At 70.8% G+C, this 19,829-nt stretch carries 12 protein-coding genes and 2 pseudogenes; 6 read left to right on the top strand and 8 right to left on the bottom strand.

Annotation, left to right across the window (positions count from 1 at the left end):
• Nucleotides 1-9 precede the first annotated feature (9 nt).
• Genes BLW76_RS27860 through BLW76_RS27845 form a run of 4 tightly spaced genes read right to left on the bottom strand, consistent with a single transcriptional unit; the run spans nucleotide 10 to nucleotide 4,031 of the window.
• On the bottom strand, nucleotides 10-825 hold the full coding sequence (locus BLW76_RS27860) for a carbohydrate ABC transporter permease (protein WP_091312668.1): 816 nt from the start codon (nucleotides 823-825) through the stop codon (nucleotides 10-12).
• Nucleotides 822-1,760 (bottom strand): carbohydrate ABC transporter permease, encoded by a 939-nt coding sequence (locus BLW76_RS27855; protein WP_091312666.1) that lies wholly within the window; start codon nucleotides 1,758-1,760, stop codon nucleotides 822-824. The genes BLW76_RS27860 and BLW76_RS27855 overlap by 4 nt, the downstream gene beginning before the upstream one ends.
• Nucleotides 1,757-2,989, bottom strand: coding sequence for an ABC transporter substrate-binding protein (locus BLW76_RS27850; protein WP_091312664.1), 1,233 nt, complete (start codon nucleotides 2,987-2,989; stop codon nucleotides 1,757-1,759). The genes BLW76_RS27855 and BLW76_RS27850 overlap by 4 nt, the downstream gene beginning before the upstream one ends.
• Before the next feature lie 34 nt (nucleotides 2,990-3,023).
• Entirely contained in the window at nucleotides 3,024-4,031 is a 1,008-nt protein-coding gene (locus tag BLW76_RS27845; RefSeq protein ID WP_091312661.1) for a LacI family DNA-binding transcriptional regulator, read from the bottom strand.
• Nucleotides 4,032-4,378: 347 nt separating this feature from the next.
• Between BLW76_RS27845 and BLW76_RS27840 the strand changes: the two genes are divergently transcribed.
• A complete protein-coding gene (locus BLW76_RS27840) occupies nucleotides 4,379-7,306 on the top strand; it encodes a glycoside hydrolase family 3 protein (RefSeq protein WP_091312658.1) in 2,928 nt (975 codons plus the stop codon).
• Nucleotide 7,307: 1 nt separating this feature from the next.
• Here BLW76_RS27840 and BLW76_RS27835 read toward each other — a convergent pair whose 3' ends face one another.
• On the bottom strand, nucleotides 7,308-8,129 hold the full coding sequence (locus BLW76_RS27835) for an SAM-dependent methyltransferase (protein WP_091312656.1): 822 nt from the start codon (nucleotides 8,127-8,129) through the stop codon (nucleotides 7,308-7,310).
• A gap of 140 nt (nucleotides 8,130-8,269) precedes the next feature.
• Between BLW76_RS27835 and BLW76_RS27830 the strand changes: the two genes are divergently transcribed.
• The 3 genes from BLW76_RS27830 to BLW76_RS27820 all read left to right on the top strand — a co-directional run bounded on the left by BLW76_RS27830 (nucleotide 8,270) and on the right by BLW76_RS27820 (nucleotide 12,958).
• Complete coding sequence (locus BLW76_RS27830) at nucleotides 8,270-9,601, top strand: cytochrome P450 (RefSeq protein WP_091312654.1); 1,332 nt, start codon at nucleotides 8,270-8,272, stop codon at nucleotides 9,599-9,601.
• Between the two features lie 78 nt (nucleotides 9,602-9,679).
• Nucleotides 9,680-10,771 carry an alpha/beta hydrolase gene (locus BLW76_RS27825; protein ID WP_425266060.1) on the top strand — a complete coding sequence of 364 codons (1,092 nt, stop codon included), beginning with the start codon at nucleotides 9,680-9,682 and terminating at the stop codon, nucleotides 10,769-10,771.
• 84 nt (nucleotides 10,772-10,855) lie between these two features.
• Complete coding sequence (locus tag BLW76_RS27820; RefSeq protein ID WP_091312649.1) at nucleotides 10,856-12,958, top strand: diguanylate cyclase domain-containing protein; 2,103 nt, start codon at nucleotides 10,856-10,858, stop codon at nucleotides 12,956-12,958.
• 13 nt (nucleotides 12,959-12,971) lie between these two features.
• On the opposite strand, the pseudogene BLW76_RS50925 reads toward BLW76_RS27820, so the two are convergent.
• Both BLW76_RS50925 and BLW76_RS50920 read right to left on the bottom strand, forming a co-directional pair.
• A pseudogene (locus tag BLW76_RS50925) lies at nucleotides 12,972-13,190 on the bottom strand (nitroreductase family protein); the annotation flags it as partial.
• Between the two features lie 110 nt (nucleotides 13,191-13,300).
• A pseudogene (locus BLW76_RS50920) lies at nucleotides 13,301-13,519 on the bottom strand (nitroreductase family protein); the annotation flags it as partial.
• Nucleotides 13,520-13,995: 476 nt separating this feature from the next.
• Between BLW76_RS50920 and BLW76_RS27800 the strand changes: the two are divergent.
• Nucleotides 13,996-14,412 carry a hypothetical protein gene (locus BLW76_RS27800; protein WP_091312646.1) on the top strand — a complete coding sequence of 139 codons (417 nt, stop codon included), beginning with the start codon at nucleotides 13,996-13,998 and terminating at the stop codon, nucleotides 14,410-14,412.
• Nucleotides 14,413-14,443: 31 nt separating this feature from the next.
• Nucleotides 14,444-16,555, top strand: coding sequence for a (Fe-S)-binding protein (locus BLW76_RS27795; RefSeq protein ID WP_091312644.1), 2,112 nt, complete (start codon nucleotides 14,444-14,446; stop codon nucleotides 16,553-16,555).
• Between the two features lie 22 nt (nucleotides 16,556-16,577).
• Here the strand turns inward: BLW76_RS27795 and BLW76_RS27790 are convergent, their stop codons facing one another.
• On the bottom strand, nucleotides 16,578-19,763 hold the full coding sequence (locus BLW76_RS27790; protein ID WP_091312642.1) for a CHAT domain-containing protein: 3,186 nt from the start codon (nucleotides 19,761-19,763) through the stop codon (nucleotides 16,578-16,580).
• Between the last annotated feature and the right edge of the window lie 66 nt (nucleotides 19,764-19,829).

Raw genomic sequence — 19,829 nt, 5'->3', positions numbered from 1 at the left:
TCCTTGGAATCAGTCTTTGACGGCGCCGCTGGTCAGCCCGGCGACGACGTAGCGCTGGGCGACGACCAGCAGGACGGCCGCGGGGATCGCGGCGAGCACGGCGGTCGCCATGATCCCGTTCCAGTCGGCGGACTGGTTGCCGACGAAGCGGTAGATGCCCACGGTGATGGGCTCGAACGACTGACCGGTGGTCAGGGTGACGGCGAACAGGAAGTCCGCCCAGGCGAACAGGAACGCGAACAACCCGGCGGTGACGAGGGCGTTGCGGCTGACCGGGAGGATGATCGAGAAGAACGTGCGCCAGTACCCGGCACCGTCCACTCTGGACGCCTCGGTGAGCTCCTTCGGCACCGAGATCATGAACGCCCGCAGGAGGAGAATCGCGAACGGGATGGTCGCGGTGGAGTCGGCGAGCACCAGCCCGAGGTAGTTGTCGATCAGGCCGAGGTTGCTGAACACGGTGTAGAGCGCGTTGGCCATCACGATGCCCGGGATCATCTGCACGATGAGCAGCACGAACACCAGCACCGGACCGCCGCGCACCTTCAGCTGGGCCAGCGCGTACGACGCCGGCGCCGCCACCAGCAGCGACACGAACACCGTGCCGAGCGCGACCACGACGCTGGAGAGCAGGTTCGGTCCCTGCGTCGAGACGGCCTTGCGATAGCCGTCCAGGGTGCCGTCGACGGGGAAGAACGCCGGGTCGGGACGCAGCAGCGCGCCGCTGGGCTGCAGGGACGCGTTGACCATCCAGTACAGCGGGAACAGCAGGACCGCGACGATCAGCACGCCGAACACCGTGCGCGGCCAGTTCGCCGTCTTCATGCCGCCTCCGCCAGGGTCGCCTTCGCCGAACGGAGGTACAACAGCCCGAAGAGCGTCGCCACCACGATGAGGACGTTGCCGACCGCGGCACCCTGCCCGAACGCGAAGTCCTGGAAGGACAGCCGGTACGACCACGTTGTCAGCGTCTGCGTGGCGTTGGCCGGCCCGCCGCCGGTGACCACCATGATCACGTCGAACACCTTGATCGTGTAGACCAGGCCGAGCATGAGGACGATCCCGGTGACCGGCCGCAGCAGCGGCCAGGTGACGTGCCGGAACCGCTGCCACGCGCCGGCGCCGTCCAGCGCCGCGGCCTCGTAGAGTGACGCCGGGATCGCGCGCAGGCCGCCGTGCAGGATCACCAGGTTGAACGGGATGCCGATCCAGATGTTGGTGAGGATTACCGCCGGCAGCGCCCAGCTCGTGCTGCTCAGCCACGGCACCGCGTCGAGACCCACCGCGCGCAGGAAGGCGTTGAGCACGCCGTGGTCCTGGTCGAACATCCACCGCCAGACCGCGCCGCTGACCACCAGCGGCAGCAGCCATGGCAGCAGGAGCAGCGAGCGCAGCAGCGCGCTGCCGAGGAAGCGGCCGTTGAAGAACACCGCGAGCGCCAGCCCGATGCCGAACTGGAAGACGATCGACCCGGCGGTGAACAGCACCGTGTTGAGCGCCGCCGTCGAGAACAGCGGGTTGTGCAGCACGGCGGAGTAGTTCGCGATGCCGACGAAGGGTGCTTCGCCGGTGTAGAACGACTTCACCGTGTAGTTCTGGGTGCTCATCACCAGGTTCGCGACCAGGGGATAGCCGAAGAACAAGATGATGTAGGCCAGGGCGGGCAGCAGGAACGCCCACGCGGCGAACCGGTTGTCCCGGCGGGACTTCCGGTTCGCGCGGGGTGCCGCCGAGACCGTCGGGGCAGCGGCGAGCGTCACGAGCCGCTCGCCTGCTGCGCGGCCTTGAGCGCCTGGTCGACCGGGGTCTTGCCGGTCAGTGCCGCCTGGAGCGCGTCGGCCAGTGCCTGGGAGACCTTCGGGTACTTCTCGCCGAGCTCGGCGGTGCGGGAGCGGGCCGTGCCGACCTCGTCGACGAAGGCCTGCATGGCGGGCTGGTCCTTGCCGAACTTCTCGGCCACTGCCGTCTTCGAAGGGATGTAGGCGTGCGCCTTGCTCCACTCGACCATCGTCGGCTCGGACAGGATGCAGGAGAGCACCTTGCCGGCGGCCTGCTGGGCGGGCCCGCTGGTCACCGGGATCGTGCCGACCTCACCGCCGAGGGCGACCACCGGCTTGCCGCCGGCCTGCGGCACCGGCATCGGCACGACGCCGTAGTGCAGCGACTTCTGCTCGTCGAGGCGGGCGATGTTCCACGACCCGTTGATCATCATCGCCGCGTTGCCGCCGACGAACTGGTCGGCGACGTCGTTCTGGTTCCAGGTCACGACGGACTTCGACGCCGACCCGGAGTTCACCAGGTCGGTGACGTACTGCAGGGCCTGCGTCGCCTGCGGCGAGTCCAATTGGGACAGTTCGGCGCCGTTGCTCCAGAAGAACGGGAGGAACTGCCAGGTGCCCTCTTCGGACGGGATGGCCGAGAAGGCGAGCCCGTACTTGCCGTCCTTGGTCAGCTTCGCCGCGGCGGCCTTCAGCTCGTCCCACGTCTTCGGCGGCTCGACACCCGCGGCCTGCAGGAGGTCCTTGTTGTAGATCAGCGCGAGGCCGTTGACGCCGGGCGCGACACCGTACACCTTGTCCTGGTAGGTCCCGGCCTTGACGATGCTGGGGTAGTAGCCGTCGGTGCTGATGCCGTAGTCGCTCAGCGGGGTCAGCGCGCCGGTGGCGGCGACCTGCTGCAGCGTCGGGTTGTCGGTGAAGAGCAGGTTCGGCAGCGTCTTCGAGCTGGCGCTCTGCAGCACCTTCGGCAGCATCTGGTTGGTCGGCACCTTCTGGCGCTCGATCTTGATCCCGGTCTGCGTGGCGCAGGTGTCGAGGATCTTCTGCCAAGCGGCGGACCCCTGCTCGTCGGCGTAGTAGTCGAGCTCGGTGATCGACGTGGCGGCCGGCGCGTCGGCGCCGCCGGGCGCGGACGGGGCCGGGCTGGGGCTGCAGGCGGCCAGCAGCGCGGCGCCCGCGGTCAGCACGAGGGCACGGCGAACTACGGTCATGGTGATTCTCCTTCGGCGGCGGAGCAGAACCGGATCAGGCGCGGGGCGCGGCGGTGCTCTCGCGCCGGGTGAGGCGGGGTCCGAGCAACCGGACCTCCGGGGTGGTGTGGCCGGCGAGCCGGCGCATGGTCATTTCGACGGCCTGGGTGCCGACCTCCTCGGCCGGGATGGCCACGTTGGTCAGCGAGACGACGTGCTGCTCGGCCATGCTGTCCGGGCACACGGCGATGACCGAGATGTCCTCGGGCACCCGCAGGCCGCGGTGGCGCAGGTCCGACAGCAGGCCGGGCAGCACGGCCTCGTTGTGCACGACCAGGCCGGTCAGGCCCGGGTCGGCGGCGAGCAGCTCGTCCAGGCAGGCGCTCACCGCTTCGTAGGAATGGGCGCACGCGTGGGAGGCCGCGCGCACGTCCCGGCTTTTCGCGGCTTCGTCGAAGCCGCGCAGGAACCGCGTCGCGTAGCTCGTGCCGCGCCGGTAGACGGCCGGGGACGGGCCGATCAGCGCGATCGAGCGGTGGCCGAGCTCGGCCAGGTGCGCGACGCACGCCGAGGCCGCCGCGGTGAAGTCGAGGTCGACGCAGCTGAGCCCGGCCGGGTGGTCGGGCACGCCGATGAGCACCACCGGCAGGTCGAGCGCCAGCAGCATCGGCACCCGCGGGTCGGCAGTTTCGACGTCCATCACCATCAGCGCGTCGGCGATCGCCGAGGACGCCACCCGCTGCAGCGCGGCCGGGCCCTCGTCCTTGGTGAGCAGGAGCAGGTCGTGGTCGTGCGCGCGGGCCGCGGTGACCGCCGACGCGACGAACTCCATCACCACGGCGACGTTGAGGTCCGTGCGCAGCGGCACGACCAGCGCGAGCACGTTGGTTTTGCTGCTGGCCAGCGCCCGCGCCCCGGCGTGCGGGTGGTAGCCGAGCTTGCGGATGCTGTCCTCGACCAGCCGCCGGGTCTTCGGCGAGATCGAGCGCTTGCCGCTGATCACGTACGACACGGTGCTGGGGGCCACGCCTGCCGCGTTGGCGACGTCGTTGATCGTGACCACGGGCGGCCTCCAGGGGGGACGGGGAGGAGAGGGCTGTCGAAGCGCATCGACGATGGCACGAAGGTAAGTGACACCCGGGCGAAACACAAGCATCATTCGCCGTTTGCCGCCATTCGATGAATATTCGACGAGAAGCGTCTTCGTCGAAAACGTCGAAAGCACCTGTTGACGGCTCTTTTTGCAGCTCAGCGGCGCGCTGCCGCCGTTCGGCCGCGTCGCCTGGGAGCGTTCCCAGGCAGTCTTGACCTTCTGCTCACACGGCTGTAATAGTCGTCGGGTTCCCCGCCGTTCGACGCGAATGTTCCGCGCCACGCCGTCGAAACGATTCGACGATTCGGAGGCCGTCCGTGCGCTTGTCCCTCTTCCGCCGTGCTCTCGTCCCGGCGGTGGCCGCAACCATGCTGCTGGCTTCGTCGCCGGCACTCGCGGCGCCGCCCCCACCCTTCCGCGATCCGTCGCTGCCCCTGGCCACCCGGATCGACGACCTGCTGTCCCGGTTGACGGCGGACGAGAAGATCTCGCTGCTGCACCAGTACCAACCGGCCATCCCGCGGCTGGGCATCGGGGTCTTCAAGACCGGCACCGAAGCCCTGCACGGCGTGGCCTGGTCGACCGACTACGACAACTCCGGTGCCGTCGTGAAAGCCGACGGCACGGTGTTCCCGCAGGCCATCGGCCTGGCCACCACCTGGGACCCCGCGCTGGTCAAGCAGGTCGGCGCGGCGGTCGGGCAGGAGGCGCGCGGCTTCAACGCCCGCAACCCGACGCTGTGGGGCCTCAACCTGTGGGCCCCGGTGGTGAACCTCCTGCGCGACCCGCGGTGGGGCCGCAACGAGGAGGGCTACTCCGAAGACCCGTACCTGACCGGCGAGCTCGCGATCGCCTACGGCCACGGGATGCAGGGCGACGACCCGCGGTACCTGCAGGCCGCGCCGACGCTGAAGCACTACCTCGCCTACAACAACGAGGTCAACCGCGACACCACCAGCTCCTCGGTGCCGCCGAAGATCCTGCACGACTACGACGAGCAGGCGTTCCGGGTCCCGCTGCAGGCGGGCGCGGCCAACGCCGTGATGCCGTCGTACAACCTGGTCAACGGCCGGCCCAACCACGTGAGCCCGGACCTCGACGACAAGCTGCGCAAGTGGGCGCCGCAGGACATCGCCGTGGTCAGCGACGCCGGCGCGCCGTCGAACCTGGTCAACTCGGAGAAGTACTACCCGACGAAGGCCGAAGGCAACGCGGCGGCCCTCAAGGCGGGCCTCGACAGCTTCACCGACAACGACACCGACGGCTCGATCACCACGAACGCGGTCAAGGAGGCGATCGCCAAGGGCCTGCTGACGATGGCCGACGTCGAGAACGCCGACCGGCACCTGCTGTCGCTGCGGTTCCGGCTCGGCGAGTTCGACCCGCCGGGCAGCAACCCGTACGCGAAGATCACCCCGGCCGTCATCGGCTCGCCCGAGCACCAGGCCCTGGCGCGCAAGGCCGCCGACGAGCAGATGGTGCTGCTGCGCAACAACGGCGGCGCGCTGCCGCTGAAGGCGGAGCAGAACAAGAAGGTCGCGGTCGTCGGCCCGCTGTCGAACACGCTGTACGAAGACTGGTACAGCGGCGCGATGCAGTACAAGGTCACGCCGCTGCAGGGCATCAAGGAGCGGCTCGGCTCGGCGGGCACGGTCGCGTCGTCCGAAGGCGTCGACCGGATCGCCTTGAAGGACCTGGCCACCGGCCGGTACCTCACGGCGCCGGCCACCACCGGCAAGGTCACCGCGGGCGGGACCGTCGCGGGCACCGGCGAGTCCTTCGACGTCTACGACTGGGGCGCGGGCAAGAACACGCTGCGCGCGGCCGCCAACGGCAAGTTCCTCAGCTACTCCGGCGGCGCCCTGGTGAACGACGTCGACCAGCCGGCCGGCTGGTTCGTGCAGCAGCAGCTGAAGCTCACCGCCCAGCCCGACGGCAGCTACGTGCTCGAGTACGCGGGCAACGAGGTGAACGAGCCGTGGTTCGGCCCGAACAAGTTCGCCGTCGTCGGCGCGGACGGTGTCCTGACGATCTCGTCCCCGGACGCCGCGCACGCCACCAAGTTCGGCCGTGAGGTGCTCAGCAGCGGCGTCGAGAGCGCCGTGGCCGCCGCCAAGGGCGCGGACACCGCCGTGGTCGTGGTCGGCAGCATGCCGTTCATCAACGGCCGCGAGGCCAACGACCGCACGAGCACCGAGCTCGCCCCGGCGCAGCGCGCGCTGATCGAGGCGGTGCAGAAGGCGAACCCGCACACGATCGTCGTGGTGGAGAACAGCTACCCGACGACCGGCTGGGACACCCTGTCGGTGCCCGGCATCCTGTGGACCAGCCACGCCGGGCAGGAAACCGGGCACGGCGTCGCGGACGTCCTCTTCGGCGACAAGGACCCGGGCGGGCGGCTGACGCAGACCTGGTACGCCTCCGACGCCGGGCTGCCGAGCATCCTGGACTACGACATCGCCAAGACCGGGATGACCTACCAGTACTACCGCGGGAAGCCGCTGTTCCCGTTCGGCTACGGGCTCAGCTACACCAGCTTCCGGTACGACAACGTCCGCGCTTCCCAGGCCGGCGGCAAGGTCAAGGTGAGCGTCGACGTGACGAACACCGGCGCCCGCAGCGGCTCCGACGTCGTCCAGCTCTACTCGAAGAACTCCGGCGTGCAGCGGTTGCGGGACTTCTCGAAGCTGACGCTGGCGCCGAAGGAGACCCGCACGGTGCGGTTCGAGGTGCCCGTGGCGGACCTGGCGTCCTGGGACGTCGCCCGCGAGCGGTCCGTGGTGGCGGCCGGGGTGTACGAGTTCTCGGTGGGCCGCAACGCCACCGACCTCTCGGCACCGCAGCCCGTCTACGTGCCGGGGGAGCGGCCGCTGCCGCGCGACCTGAGCCGTCCGACGCAGGCCCAGAACTTCGACGACTACTCCGGCGCGACGCTGACGGACACGTCGAAGGTTTCGGGTACGTCGGTGGCGGCCACCGCGGGCAGCTGGCTGGCGTTCAAGAACGTCGCACTGGGCGGCCCGCAGAAGTTCACGGCTTCGGTGTCCGCGACGGCGTCGGCGAAGATCACCGTCCGCCTCGGCTCGCCGACCGGTCGCGTGCTCGGCACGGTGCCGGTGGCTTCGACCGGCGACCGGTACGCGTACACCACGGTGAGCGCGGCCCTGGCGAAGGCGAGCGGGCGGCAGGACGTGTACCTGACGTTCGACGGCCCGGTGAACCTGGCGACGTTCTCGCTGCGGTGAGCTAGGGCTTCCGGCCCACACCCGCGTACGGAAGGGAGTTGACCGAGGGGTCGTCGGACATGTCGCCGACGCCCTCGGGGTTCCACATCGCGCAGCCGACCAGGCCCGGTTCGACGAGGTCGAAGCCCTCGAAGAACCGGAGCACCTGGTCGTGCGTGCGCGGGAACGGCTGGTTCTGCTGGTTCTGGCCCGTCTTGTACACCTCGACCGCCTCGTCGAGGCGCTCCGACCCGGAGTCCGCCGCGACGTGCGTGACGGCCAGGAAGCTGCCCGGCGCGAGCCGGTCGCGGTAGCGGGCCAGGATGCCGGCCGGTTCCCACTCGTCCGGCACGAAGTGCAGCAGCAGCAACATGAACACGCCGGTCGGCTGCTCGGGGTCGAGCAGCCGGCGGGCGGGTTCGGCGTCGAAGATGTCGTTGACGTCGCGCAGGTCGGCCTGGAGCACCGCGCAGTTGTCGTTGTCCTGCAACAACAGCTCGCTGTGCGCGACGGCGACCGGCTCGCGGTCGACGTAGAGCACCCGGCACGCCGGATCCACCTGCTGGACGATCTCGTGCAGGTTGCCGACGGTCGGGATGCCGGAGCCGACGTCGAGGAACTGCCGGACCCCGGCGTCGACCATGTACCGCGCGGCGCGGCGCAGGAAGGCGCGGTTGAGCCGGGCCGCGTCGCGGACGCCGGGCATGATCTTGAGGATCTGCTCCCCGAGGGCGCGGTCGGCGGCGAAGTTGTGGTCGCCGTCGAGCCAGAAGTCGTACACCCGGGCCGGGTTCGGCACCGTGGTGTCGATCTCCGGCGGTACCCAGCTCAGTTCTCCGGTCACGGGACCTCCCACCCTCGCCGACACCGCGCCTCTTGTGGCACTGCGGGGTCGGAGCTTAGCCCCCTCATCCGTTCGTGTGGACTCGCGCTCCTCGTGGACACGTCCCGGCTAAGGTGGCCCGGTCACGAGGAGACGAGGCCATGACGAACGCGCGTCCCGTTCCCGGACGGCGGCCGCTGCTCGGGCACACGGTGCCCCTGCTGCGCGACCCGCTGAAATTCTTCACTTCCCTGCCCGCGCACGGAGAAGTCGTCAAGGTTCAGCTCGGCCCGCTGCCGGTGCACGTGGTCACCACCCCGGAGCTGGCCTGGCAGGTGCTCGCCACCGACGCCGACAAGTTCGACAAGGGCCTGGTCTTCGACAAGATGCGCCCGCTCTTCGGCGACGGGCTGGCCACCTCGAACGGCGAGCTCAACCGCCGTCAGCGCCGGCTGGTGATGCCCGCCTTCGGCCGCACGCGGATCGCGGGCTACGCCGAGCACACCATGACGAAGCTGGCCGGCGAACTCGTGGATTCGTGGCGGCCGGGCGAAGTCGTCGAGTTCGACAAGCGGATGCAGGACCTGGTGCTGACCATCGCCGGGCAGACGCTGTTCTCCACCGCGCTCGGCGACGAAGCACTGGCCGAGATCCGGCGGTCGATCCCGATCATGCTGAAGTACGTGCTGGTCCGGGCGTTCTCGCCGAAGTTCGTCGAGAAGCTGCCCATCCCGCCGAACCGGCGGTTCGACGCCGCGGCCGCCCGCCTGCGGGACGTGATCGGCGAAACCGTCGTCGCGGCCCGCGCGGACGGCGCCGACCACGGCGACCTGCTCTCGATGCTGTTGCTGGCCCGGGACGAGGACACCGGCGAAGGCATGTCCGACCGCCAGGTCCACGACGAGGTCATCACGATCCTGACCACCGGCGCCGAGACCACCGCCGTCGCGCTGGCCTGGTTCTTCCACGAGCTCGGGCAGCACCCGGACGTCGAACGGCGGTTCCACGCCGAAGTCGACGAAGTCCTCGGCGGCCGGCCCGCGCGCTTCGAGGACCTGCCGGATCTCGTGTACACGCACCAGATCGTGAACGAGATCGTCCGCCGCACCCCGCCGCTCATCCTGATGCGCCGTGCCCGGGAGGACGTCGAGCTCGGCGGCGTCGCGATCCCGGCGGGCAGCGAGGTCGCCGTCAGCCAGCACACCCTGCACCGCGATCCGCGCTGGTTCCCCGAGCCGGACCGGTTCGACCCGGACCGCTGGACGCCCGGCCACACCGCGGAACTGCCGAAGGGGGCGTATATCCCGTTCGGCGCCGGCGCGCGGCTGTGCCCTGGCCACGTGTTCGCGCCGACGGAGATCGGCATCGTGGCCGCGACGGTCGGTGCCCGGTGGCGCCTGGTCCCGGTGCCGGGCAAGAAGGTGTACGCGCAGATCAAGGCCACGATGCAGCCGAACCGGCTGCCGATGACCGTGGTGCCGCGGAGGACCTGACGGTACCCGTTCGGCTACCGGGTGTAGTGTTCCGGAGTTCCTTCACCTGTCCGAGTCCAGAGGGAGTGCGGCGTGAAGCTGCCCGTCAAGGTGACGACGGCCTTGTTCGCCTGCGGTGTCCTGTTCGCGTCGCTGACCGCGGCCGTGCCCGCCGCGGCTGCCGCGATCTCCTGCACCGACACGGATCTGCCGGTCTCCGGGCCCGGGCTGCCCCCGCTGGTGCCGGGCGCGCCCGCGGTCGTGCACGGCCGGCTGTGCCTGCCCGCCGGCGACGCACCGGACACGGTCCAGCTGCTCGTGCACGGCGGGACGTACAACAGCGCGTACTGGGACCTGCCCTACGAACCACAGCGCTACTCCTACCAGCGCGACATGGCCGCGCACGGCTACGCGACCTTCGCCGCCGACCAGCTCGGCGCCGGGCGCAGCAGCCGTCCGCTGAGCCTGCCGCTGTCGGTGTGGGCCGCGGCCGAGTCGATGCACGAGGTGGTCGGGCACCTGCGGGCCGGGCGGGTCGGCGGGGTGCCGTTCGCGAAGGTGGTCATCGTCGGGCACTCGGTCGGGTCGGGGATCGTCGCCGTGGAGGCGTCCACCTACCGCGACGTCGACGGTGTCGTCCTCACCGGCATCACCCACCTGCCCGCACTGCCCGTGCTCGCCCTCGGCGCGGCGCTGGGCCTGCAGCCGGCGTTCCTCGACGGGCAGCTCGGGACCCTCGGCAGCGACCCGCTCTACTTCACGACGAAGCCGGGCGCGCGGGCCGGGCTGTTCTACGCCGCCGGCGACGCCGACCCGGCCGTGATCGCGGCCGACGAGGCGACCAAGGACCAGGTTTCGGTGCCCGGGATGGGCACCGTCGCGTTGTTCGGCATCATCCTGCCCGCGACGTGGGGAATCACCGCACCGGTTTTGCAGGTGGTCGGGGAAAAGGACGTCCTTTTCTGCGGGGTGCTCGCGTTGCGCGACTGTTCGGACGCCGCGGTGCTGCGGGCGCAGGAGGCCCCGTATTACGCTGATCCGTCGAAGCTGTCGATGTTCGTGCTGCCCGGGGCGGGGCATTCCGTGGCGTTGCACGAAAACGCGGACGAATACCGCAACGCCACCCGTTCGTGGCTGCAGGACCGCGTCGGGATCGCTCCGCAGGGTTATCACTCGATCGGACGAAACTGAACTGGTGCGTGTCGCACAATTCCAGGCCAAGATATATCGGTTAACCCGAACCGGTGTGTGCACTGACCCCCTGGACAGCCTGAGGTGACTGCTCCCCATCCCCGCGGCGACGCGCCGCGGAACACCCCGTCCGCCGACCGCGCGGCGAGACGGCTCGGCACGCTGGCGCGCAAGTGGGGCTACCTGATCAGCACCACGGCCTACCTGCCGCACACGCCCGAGGAGATCGAGCGCGAGCTGGCGGCCCTGACCCGGCGGCTGTTCGACGCGGTGGTGAGCGATCCGCCCGACCTCGAGGCGGCCGCGGCCGCGGGCGGGCGGCTGGTCGAGCTGCGGTGCGTCGGCGCGGAGAGCCTGCGCCGCACCCTGGACGTGCTCGGCAAGGGGCTGCTGCGGGAACCGGAACTGCGTCGGGTCGGCGGGCTCGCCGAGCGGGTCGTCTCGGTGCTCGGCGCCCTCAGCTCGGGCTACGGCGAGATGCTGCGCGAAGACATCCAGAGGCGCCAGGAAGGCCTCAGCCGGGCGCTGCTGAAGGTCGAGCAGGAGACGCGGCAGAAGCACGTCATCACCCGCGCGCAGTTCGAGGAGGTGTTCGCCGGCTCGGCCAGCGGCGTCGCGCTCACCGAGCTGGACGGCCGGGTGCTGCGGGCCAACGGGGCGCTCGCCAAGACGCTCAACCGCACGCCGGCCGAGATCGCCGCGATGTCCCTGTTCGACCTGATCCACCCCGAGGACGTCGAGCAGCTGCGGGAAAGCTACCGCGACCTGGTGGCCGGCCGGCTGCACCGGCTGCGGGCCGGCCGCCGCCTGGTCGGCAAGGACGGCGAGCCGATGTGGGCCACGTTCGCCGCCTCGGTGATCCGCGACGCGGTCGGCGCGCCCCGGCAGCTGCTGACGATCGTCGACGACGACACCGAGGTGTCGCTGCTGCAGCGGCGGCTGAGCCACCAGGCCCTGCACGACGTGCTCACCGGGCTGCCCAACCGCCAGTTCTTCAGCACCCGCCTGGAAACCCTGCTGCGCGACGCCGACCCGGCCCGCGGCGTCACGCTCTTCCACCTCGACCTCGACGGCTTCTCGCAGATCAACGGCGGGCTCGGCCAGGAGCTCGGCGACCGGGTGCTGCGCGGGGTCGCGGCGAAGCTGAAGACGGTGTTCGAGCCGGAGAAGGCGCTCGTGGCGCGCCTCGGCGGCGACGAGTTCGGCGTGCTGGTGCAGAACACCGAAGACACCCCGGGCGTGGTGACGCTCGTCCGCCGGATCACCCACGAGCTCGCCGAGCCGGAGTACGTCGACGGCCGGCGCGGGGTCGCGGTGTCGGCCGCCATCGGCGTCGTCCACCGCCCGCCGCGCGACAGCACGCCCGCCGAGCTCCTCCAGGCCTCGGACCTGACGCTGCGGCGCGCCCAGCGCACGGGCAACCAGTGGGGGCTGTTCGACCGCGAGCTGGACCGGCGCGACCGGCACGGCTTCGGCCTGGCCGCGTCGATGGCGGGCGCGTGGGAGAACGGCGAGATCGAAGCCCGCTACCGCGTACTGGTGTCCGCGACGAGCGGGGCGGCCGAGGCCGTCGAGGCCCGGCTGTGCTGGAACCACCCGGCCGAAGGCGTGCTGCCGCACGAAACCTGCGTGCGGCTGGCCGCGGAGACCGGGCTCGCGCTGCCGCTGGGCACATGGCTGCTGCGCACGGCAGCCGAGCGGCTGGCGGCGGCCGGGCTCGGCGTGCCGCTGGTCGTCGAGCTGACGGCGCAGCAGGCGGCGGACCCGGAGCTGGTCGGCGAAATCCGCCGCGTGCTGGGCGACACCGGCCTGGCACCGGACCTCCTGCGGCCCGGCTTCCCGGCCGCTTCCCTGGCCGCGGAGGCCGTGGAAGCCGCGGACAACTTCAAGGTGCTGGGCGAAATCGGCGTCCGGGCGGAGATCCACGGCTTCGCCGAGGTCACCTGCCTGACCGAGTTCCCGGCCCACGCGGTCCGGATCGCCGCGCACCTGGCCGCGCGGCGGGCCCACCCGCTGGTGGCCGGACCGCTGGCGGCGCTGGTCGACGCCGCGCACGCGGCCGGCGCGTCGGTGTCGGTGGCCGGGGTGCGGACGGCCGACGAGGCCGCGTGGTGGCAGGACAGGGGCGCGGACCTGTTGTCGGGCCCGGCGTTTCCGGAACTGCCGGGTGGCCTGCCCGGCTGCTGAGCCGGCTCGCGCAGATCCGCACGAGGACTTCGTCGAGGGGCTTGCGCCGCAGGTCTGGCACGACGCAGTTGTCGGCGGGGTAGCCGACCGGGATCACCGCGAACGCCTTTTCGTTGCGGGGCCTGCCGGGGAACCGCATCGGCGACGGCGTGTGCGTCAGCGCGGCGAGGCCGGCCACCTGCAACGCCGTGAGCAGCATGCCGACCGACTCGTCGACGTAGTAGTGCTTGTGGAGGGCCGACGAGGCCGCGTGGTGGCAGGACAGGGGCGCGGACCTGTTGTCGGGCCCGGCGTTTCCGGAACTGCCGGGTGGCCTGCCCGGCTGCTGAGCCGGCTCGCGCAGATCCGCACGAGGACTTCGTCGAGGGGCTTGCGCCGCAGGTCTGGCACGACGCAGTTGTCGGCGGGGTAGCCGACCGGGATCACCGCGAACGCCTTTTCGTTGCGGGGCCTGCCGGGGAACCGCATCGGCGACGGCGTGTGCGTCAGCGCGGCGAGGCCGGCCACCTGCAACGCCGTGAGCAGCATGCCGACCGACTCGTCGACGTAGTAGTGCTTGTGGAGGGCCGACGAGGCCGCGTGGTGGCAGGACAGGGGCGCGGACCTGTTGTCGGGCCCGGCGTTTCCGGAACTGCCGGGTGGCCTGCCCGGCTGCTGAGCCGGCTCGCGCAGATCCGCACGAGGACTTCGTCGAGGGGCTTGCGCCGCAGGTCTGGCACGACGCAGTTGTCGGCGGGGTAGCCGACCGGGATCACCGCGAACGCCTTTTCGTTGCGGGGCCTGCCGAGCAGCACCGCGTCCGTCCCGGGCGGCCGGAGCGCGGCGAGCCGGGCGGGCCGGTTGACCGAACGTACGATTCGCGGTTTCGAGCGTCCGGTGAACGGACAGTAAGGTCATCCTTGCTTCGGAAATTGCGCCTGACGGCGTAAAGAAACTAGGCCGTTCGGTCCTGTCGCGTGAAGTGATCTCCTCATTACCCTCCAGTAGCAGACAGTGGTGCCGATCACAGTCGTGTCGCAGTCGTGGCAGGAGGCCTCATGGCGTCGCGCGTCCGGGGACAGAGCTCCGAAGACCGGCGCGAACTGCGGCTCCGGCACCTCACCGGCTGCCTTCCCTGCACGCTCAAATGCGCGTACTGCGGGCTGCCGGTGCGGCTCGCCGGGCCGGGCGACCACCCTGGCTACGGCGTGGTCGAAGAAGTGACCGGCGAACTCGTGCTGCTGCACCGGTTCTGCCGCACGGCACTCGGCCGCTGCCGGACGCGGGGGTGCGTGCTGCGGCGCGCCCACCTCGGCCGGGCGACCGAGCAGTACGAAACCGGCCGGCGGCCCGGGCGCTACCAGCGCCTCGGCGTCCGGCGGTCGCCCGACCTCGATCTGTACCGGAAACACTGGCGGATCGCGAAGATGCGGTACGCGTGCAAGGCGTGCCGGTACTACACCGGCTCGCACTGAGCCGGTCCTTCCATCACGACGCGGAGGACTCGTGCTCGTTCGTCTCATCCTCGGCCTGCTCATGACCGTCGTCGGCCTCGCCGTCGCCGGCAAGCGCGTGGCCTTCCTGTACCGGCTGATCAAGGCCGGCCAGCCCGACACCAAGCGCTCCGACGAGCTCGGTGCGCGGGTCTTCGCGCAGGTGCGCGAGGTGTTCGGCCAGCGCAAGCTGCTGAAGTGGTCGGTGCCGGGCCTGGCGCACTTCTTCACGTTCTGGGGCTTCGTGATCCTCGCCTCCGTGTACCTCGAGGCGTACGGCGCGCTGTTCGACGAGAAGTTCGCCATCCCGTGGATCGGCCACTGGGCGGTGCTCGGGTTCCTGCAGGACTTCATCGCGGTCGCGGTGGCCGTCTCGCTCGGCGTGTTCACGATCATCCGCCTGCGCAACGCCCCCGAGCGCAAGGACCGCGCGTCCCGGTTCTACGGCTCGCACACCGGCGGCGCGTGGCTGATCCTGGTCATGATCTTCAACGTCGTCTGGACGATGTTCTTCTTCCGCGGCGCGTCTTCGGCGTCCGGCAACTTCCCCTACGACTCCGGCGCGTATGTCTCCCTCGGCGTCGGGAACCTCCTGGAGCCGCTCGGGCACTCGGCGACCGAGGTGCTGGAGACGATCGGCCTGCTGCTGCACATCGGCGTCATGCTGGTGTTCCTCAGCATCGTGCTCTACTCCAAGCACCTGCACATCTTCGTGGCGCCGATCAACGTCTCGGCGAAGCGGCTGCCGGACGCGCTCGGCCCGCTGCTGCCGATGGAGTCCGGCGGCAAGCCGATCGACTTCGAGGACCCGGGCGAGGACGACACGTTCGGCCGCGGCAAGATCGGCGACTTCACGTGGAAGGGCATGCTGGACTTCGCCACGTGCACCGAGTGCGGCCGCTGCCAGTCGCAGTGCCCGGCGTGGAACACCGGCAAGCCGCTGTCGCCCAAGCTCGTCATCATGAACCTGCGCGACAACCTGTTCGAGGAGGCGCCCTACATCCTCGCGGGCACCGAGCACGAGGGCGCGCGCCCGCTGGTCGGCCCGGAGGACGACGGCGGCGTCATCGACCCGGACGTCCTCTGGTCGTGCACCACCTGCGGCGCGTGCGTCGAGCAGTGCCCGGTGGACATCGAGCACGTCGACCACATCGTCGACATGCGCCGCTACCAGGTGATGATCGAGTCGGCGTTCCCGACCGAGCTGGGCGGGCTGTTCAAGAACCTGGAGACCAAGGGCAACCCGTGGGGCCAGAACAACTCCGAGCGCCTCGCCTGGACCAAGGACCTCGGCTTCGACGTCCCGGTGTTCGACGGTGAGCTGGCCGAGGACGTCGAGTACGTCTACTGGGTCGGCTGCGCGGGCGCGTTCGACGACCAGGCCCGCAAGACCGTCCGCGCCACGGCCGAGCTGCTGCACATCGCCGGGGTGAAGTACGTGGTGCTGGGCAAGGAGGAATCCTGCACCGGCGACCCGGCCCGCCGCGCGGGCAACGAGTTCCTCTTCCAGATGATGGCGCAGCAGACGGCCGAGACGTTGAACGCCGTGTTCGAGGGCCGCGAGCCGCGGCTGCGCAAGATCGTCACGACCTGCCCGCACTGCCTCAACACGCTGAGCCGCGAGTACCCGGACCTGGACGGGCACTACGAGGTCGTCCACCACACCCAGCTGCTCAACCGCCTGGTCCGCGGCGGGCAGCTGACCCCCGTCAAGCCGGTCGAGGACGGCCCGAAGGTCACCTACCACGACCCCTGCTACCTGGGCCGCCACAACAAGGTCTACACCCCGCCGCGCGAGCTGGTCGGCGCGACGGGCGCGGCCTTGACGGAGATGCCCCGCCACGCCGACCGGGCCCTGTGCTGCGGCGCGGGCGGCGCCCGCATGTGGATGGAGGAGCAGATCGGCAAGCGCATCAACCTGGAACGCGTCGACGAAGCGATCGCCACGGACGCGGAAACGATCGTGACGGGCTGCCCGTTCTGCCGCGTGATGCTGACCGACGGCCTGGTCCAGCGCCAGAGCGAGCAGAAGGCGGAGAACGTCGACGTCCGCGATGTGGCGCAGCTGCTGCTGGAGCGGGTGAAGGCCGGGGACACCTCGGACACCTCGGCGCCGAAGGTCTGAACGGGTTCACCGGCGGGCGGAGCTAACGACCGAAGTGCACGAAGGCGCCCCACACCAGGACAGCGAGGTCACGATCGGCGCCGGTCAGCTCACGTGCCAGTTCCTCGCGCGTGAGCTGCACCGTCGCGTGCAGCGCCTCCGCGGCCCGGGCCGCGGAGGGTGCCGGAACCGCGATGAACCGGTAGAAGCGTTCCGCGACGTTCTTGGCGACGCGGTCGTCCACCCGCCAGTTCGCGGCCACGACCCGGTCGAATCCCGCGGCCAGCATCGCACCCGCGAGGTGCACCGCCTCGTCGGGCAGGGTGAGCCGTCCCGACGACGACTCGCAGGCGCTGAGGTAAGCCAGGTGCGCCCGGGCCGGGCGGGTCGCCCGGAGGTCGGCGAAGGTGACCCCGCCGGTGCGGGCTTGGTCGTGGGTGAGCAAGTGGGCGCTGTCCAAGCTGTAGGCGTTCTGCCGGCCGTGTCCTGCGAAGTGGAACCAGGTGTGGTGCGGGAGCTCCGCAAGCAGACGGGACCGTGTCGCGTCCGCGTCGAGGAGCAGGGTGCTGTCCCGGATGACGGCGGCCGCGGCCCGCGCTTCGTCGGTCGCCGCTCCCAGGGAGGCCTGCCCCGGGGTCTTGCCGACTCCCACGGCCAGCACGCGCTGGTTCCCCGACGGGGCTTCGGGAGCCAGCAGAGTCCGCAATGTCGGCACGTACGACGGAATCACGTGGTCCAGGACCGTCTCCGGTAGCTCGTCGCCGGTGGTCTTCCGGTACCGGCCGGCGGCGTGGACCGGGAACAGCGTCACCAGTCCGGTCAGGCACCACCACACCCGCCGCCGCGGCCCGAGGGCGGCCAGCACCGGCGCGGCGACGCTCTCCCACAGCCAGCTGAGGACGTTGTGCAGAGAGCGGACGCGGAGGTCGACCGTGGCCCGGTCGACCGCGGCCAGTTCCGGGCCCAGGACGAACCGGTCGCGGTGCTGGAGGAACCGGGCCGCCTGGTCGACCAGGTGCTCGTGGCGCAGCCGGGGCAGCGGCACGACGGTGAGCTGACCGTCGGCCAGCACGAGCGCGTCGGAGCGGAGCTTGCTCGCGTTCACGATGACCGCCGGACCGGGCAGCCGGGCCAGGAGTTCGGCGCACGAAGGACCGCCGAGGAACCGCTCGAACCCCGGCTCCGTCCGGATTGCGGCGAGGATCTCCGCCTCTTCGGCCTCCAGTCCCCGGCGCAGCAACAACTCGGCGTGCGTGGCCGGTGTGTCCGCGCTCGTCCGGAGGGCCCCGATCCGGAGGCCGACTTCGACAAATCGCCGGGCGAGCTCCGGGTGTGTGGCCGCCAGGTGATCGAGGTTGGCCGGGTCCGTGGCGGCCGAGCCGAGCAGGATGCCGCGGCCCCGCTCGAGGAGCTCGACCGCGAGGTGCGGCTCACCGGCGTCGAGTGCGGCGGCGGCCGCGTCCGAAGCGAGGGCGAAGAACCGGCTCAACCCGTGTTCGCGGTCGGCCTGCCGCCACGTGCGGGGCACCATCCTGACCAGGAGCTCGACGGCCGTGGTGTAGGCGCGGCAGGCGCCGGGCCGGTCGTGGCCGGTGAGGAGCTCGCCGAGGGAGGCGTGAGCCCGGACCCGGTCCTCCGGGGCCATGGGCGAGTCCAGCACAGATTGCAGGACGGCAACTGCCTCGGCGCGGGCCGCGGGCGCGTCCAAGCGTTCGGCGCGCATCTTCAGCAGGTGCACCAGGGCGAGCCGGCTCCCGACCGGGACCCGGTGATCCCTTTGCCCTTCGATTGTCAGGGCGCGGGCCAGCTGCTCGGCCTCGTCGAAGATCGCGGGTTCGGACTCGGTCTCGAGTCGGTCGACGAGGGCAGCGACCAGTGTGAAACGCACCAGCTGGTGACCGACGGCAGCCGGCCCGGCCGTGGCCAGCCAGGCACGGCAACACGTTTCGGCCTCGGCTTGCACGGCCCGGTCCGGGTGCTTTCTCAAGGCGGTGGCGAGATTGTTGACGAACAGCCCTCGGCTCGGCAACCGCTCCGGCGCCACGGAGAGCGCTTCGCGCAGTGTCGCGATCGCCATGTCGAGGCACTCGCGTTCGTCGGGCCCGGCCAGTCCGTTCGCCGTTTCGAGGTAGACCGACCCCAGGATGGACAAGAGCATCGGCCGGAACGGATCGTGCGGCGCTAGGGAACGGAGAGCTTCGTGGAGGTAGCCGGACGCCGTGTCCAGCGCGGACGTGACCCCGAAGTACCGGAACTGGTCGATCAGGGCGAGCGCGAGGTTGGCTTGCCGTCCGGGGAGGTTGACGTCACCGGCGGGCGTCAAGGCGAGGATCTCAGTGAACCGGGCGGTCACCTCTTCCAGCAGCGCTCGCTCGCCGTTGCGCCGGAACTGCTCGTGCCGGGTGTTCGTGAGTGCGGTGAGCCGGCCCGGGTAGCGGACGTTGTCGCGCGCGGTGAGCCGAACCGCTTCGGTGAGCTCCGCCGCGGCCTGGGCCAGTGCGTCCGGCCGCTCGAAGGCGATCGCCAACTTGCTGTGCAGCTCGCCGAGAGTCGTGAGGGCCATGACCCTCAAACCGGGTTCGGCGGTCACGTGCACCGCGTGTCCGGCGGCGGAGATCGCTTCACCGAGCACCGCGTGATCGCCGCTGAGGTCGAACCAGGCACCGAGGAGGGAGGCGAGTTCATGCGCGCTCCGGGGCTCGCCCATCGCCGCGGTCGGACGGCAGAGGTCGATGGCCGCGGCGAGGTCTTCCGGGGCGCCGGTACGGTCGAAGCGGTGGGTCAGCACCGTCGCGAGACCGCTCCGGATCGTGGCGAGCCCGTGCACGTCGGCCTCGGGCGCCGCCTTCAGGGCTTCCCGGTACGTCTGCTCGCTTTCGTCGAGGTGGGCGAGCTCCGAAGTCCGGTCGAACCGGTCTCCGAGTGCCTGAGCGAGGTTGTTCAGGTAGACGTAGCGCCACGGATCATCGTCAGCGTCGTCGCCGGTGGCCGCCCGGCCCTGGGCGATCGCCTCCTCGAGCGGGGCGCGGTCGGACGTCGCCTCGGCCAGATCCCGCAGCACGCGGCTGAACTGGCTGTGCAGGTGGTTGCGGAACCAGGAGCGTGGTGTCACGTCGAGCAACGCCCGCAGGTCGTCGCACGCCCGGAGGAGGTACCCGGTTCGGCCCGTGGCGCGATAGGCCTGGATCAGGTTCTCGATCGGATCGAGGGGAGGGTTGCTGTCCGGCACGGGGCTCCTCGGTTCGATGGAGGCGTTCGGGTCTGCGAGTCGCTCGGTCTCGCCGCGACGCAACGG

Origin of the sequence: Amycolatopsis tolypomycina, assembly GCF_900105945.1 — a bacterium.
GTDB lineage: Bacteria > Actinomycetota > Actinomycetes > Mycobacteriales > Pseudonocardiaceae > Amycolatopsis > Amycolatopsis tolypomycina.
Note: the sequence above shows the minus strand (reverse complement) of the source record. Positions and strands in the feature narration are given on the sequence as shown.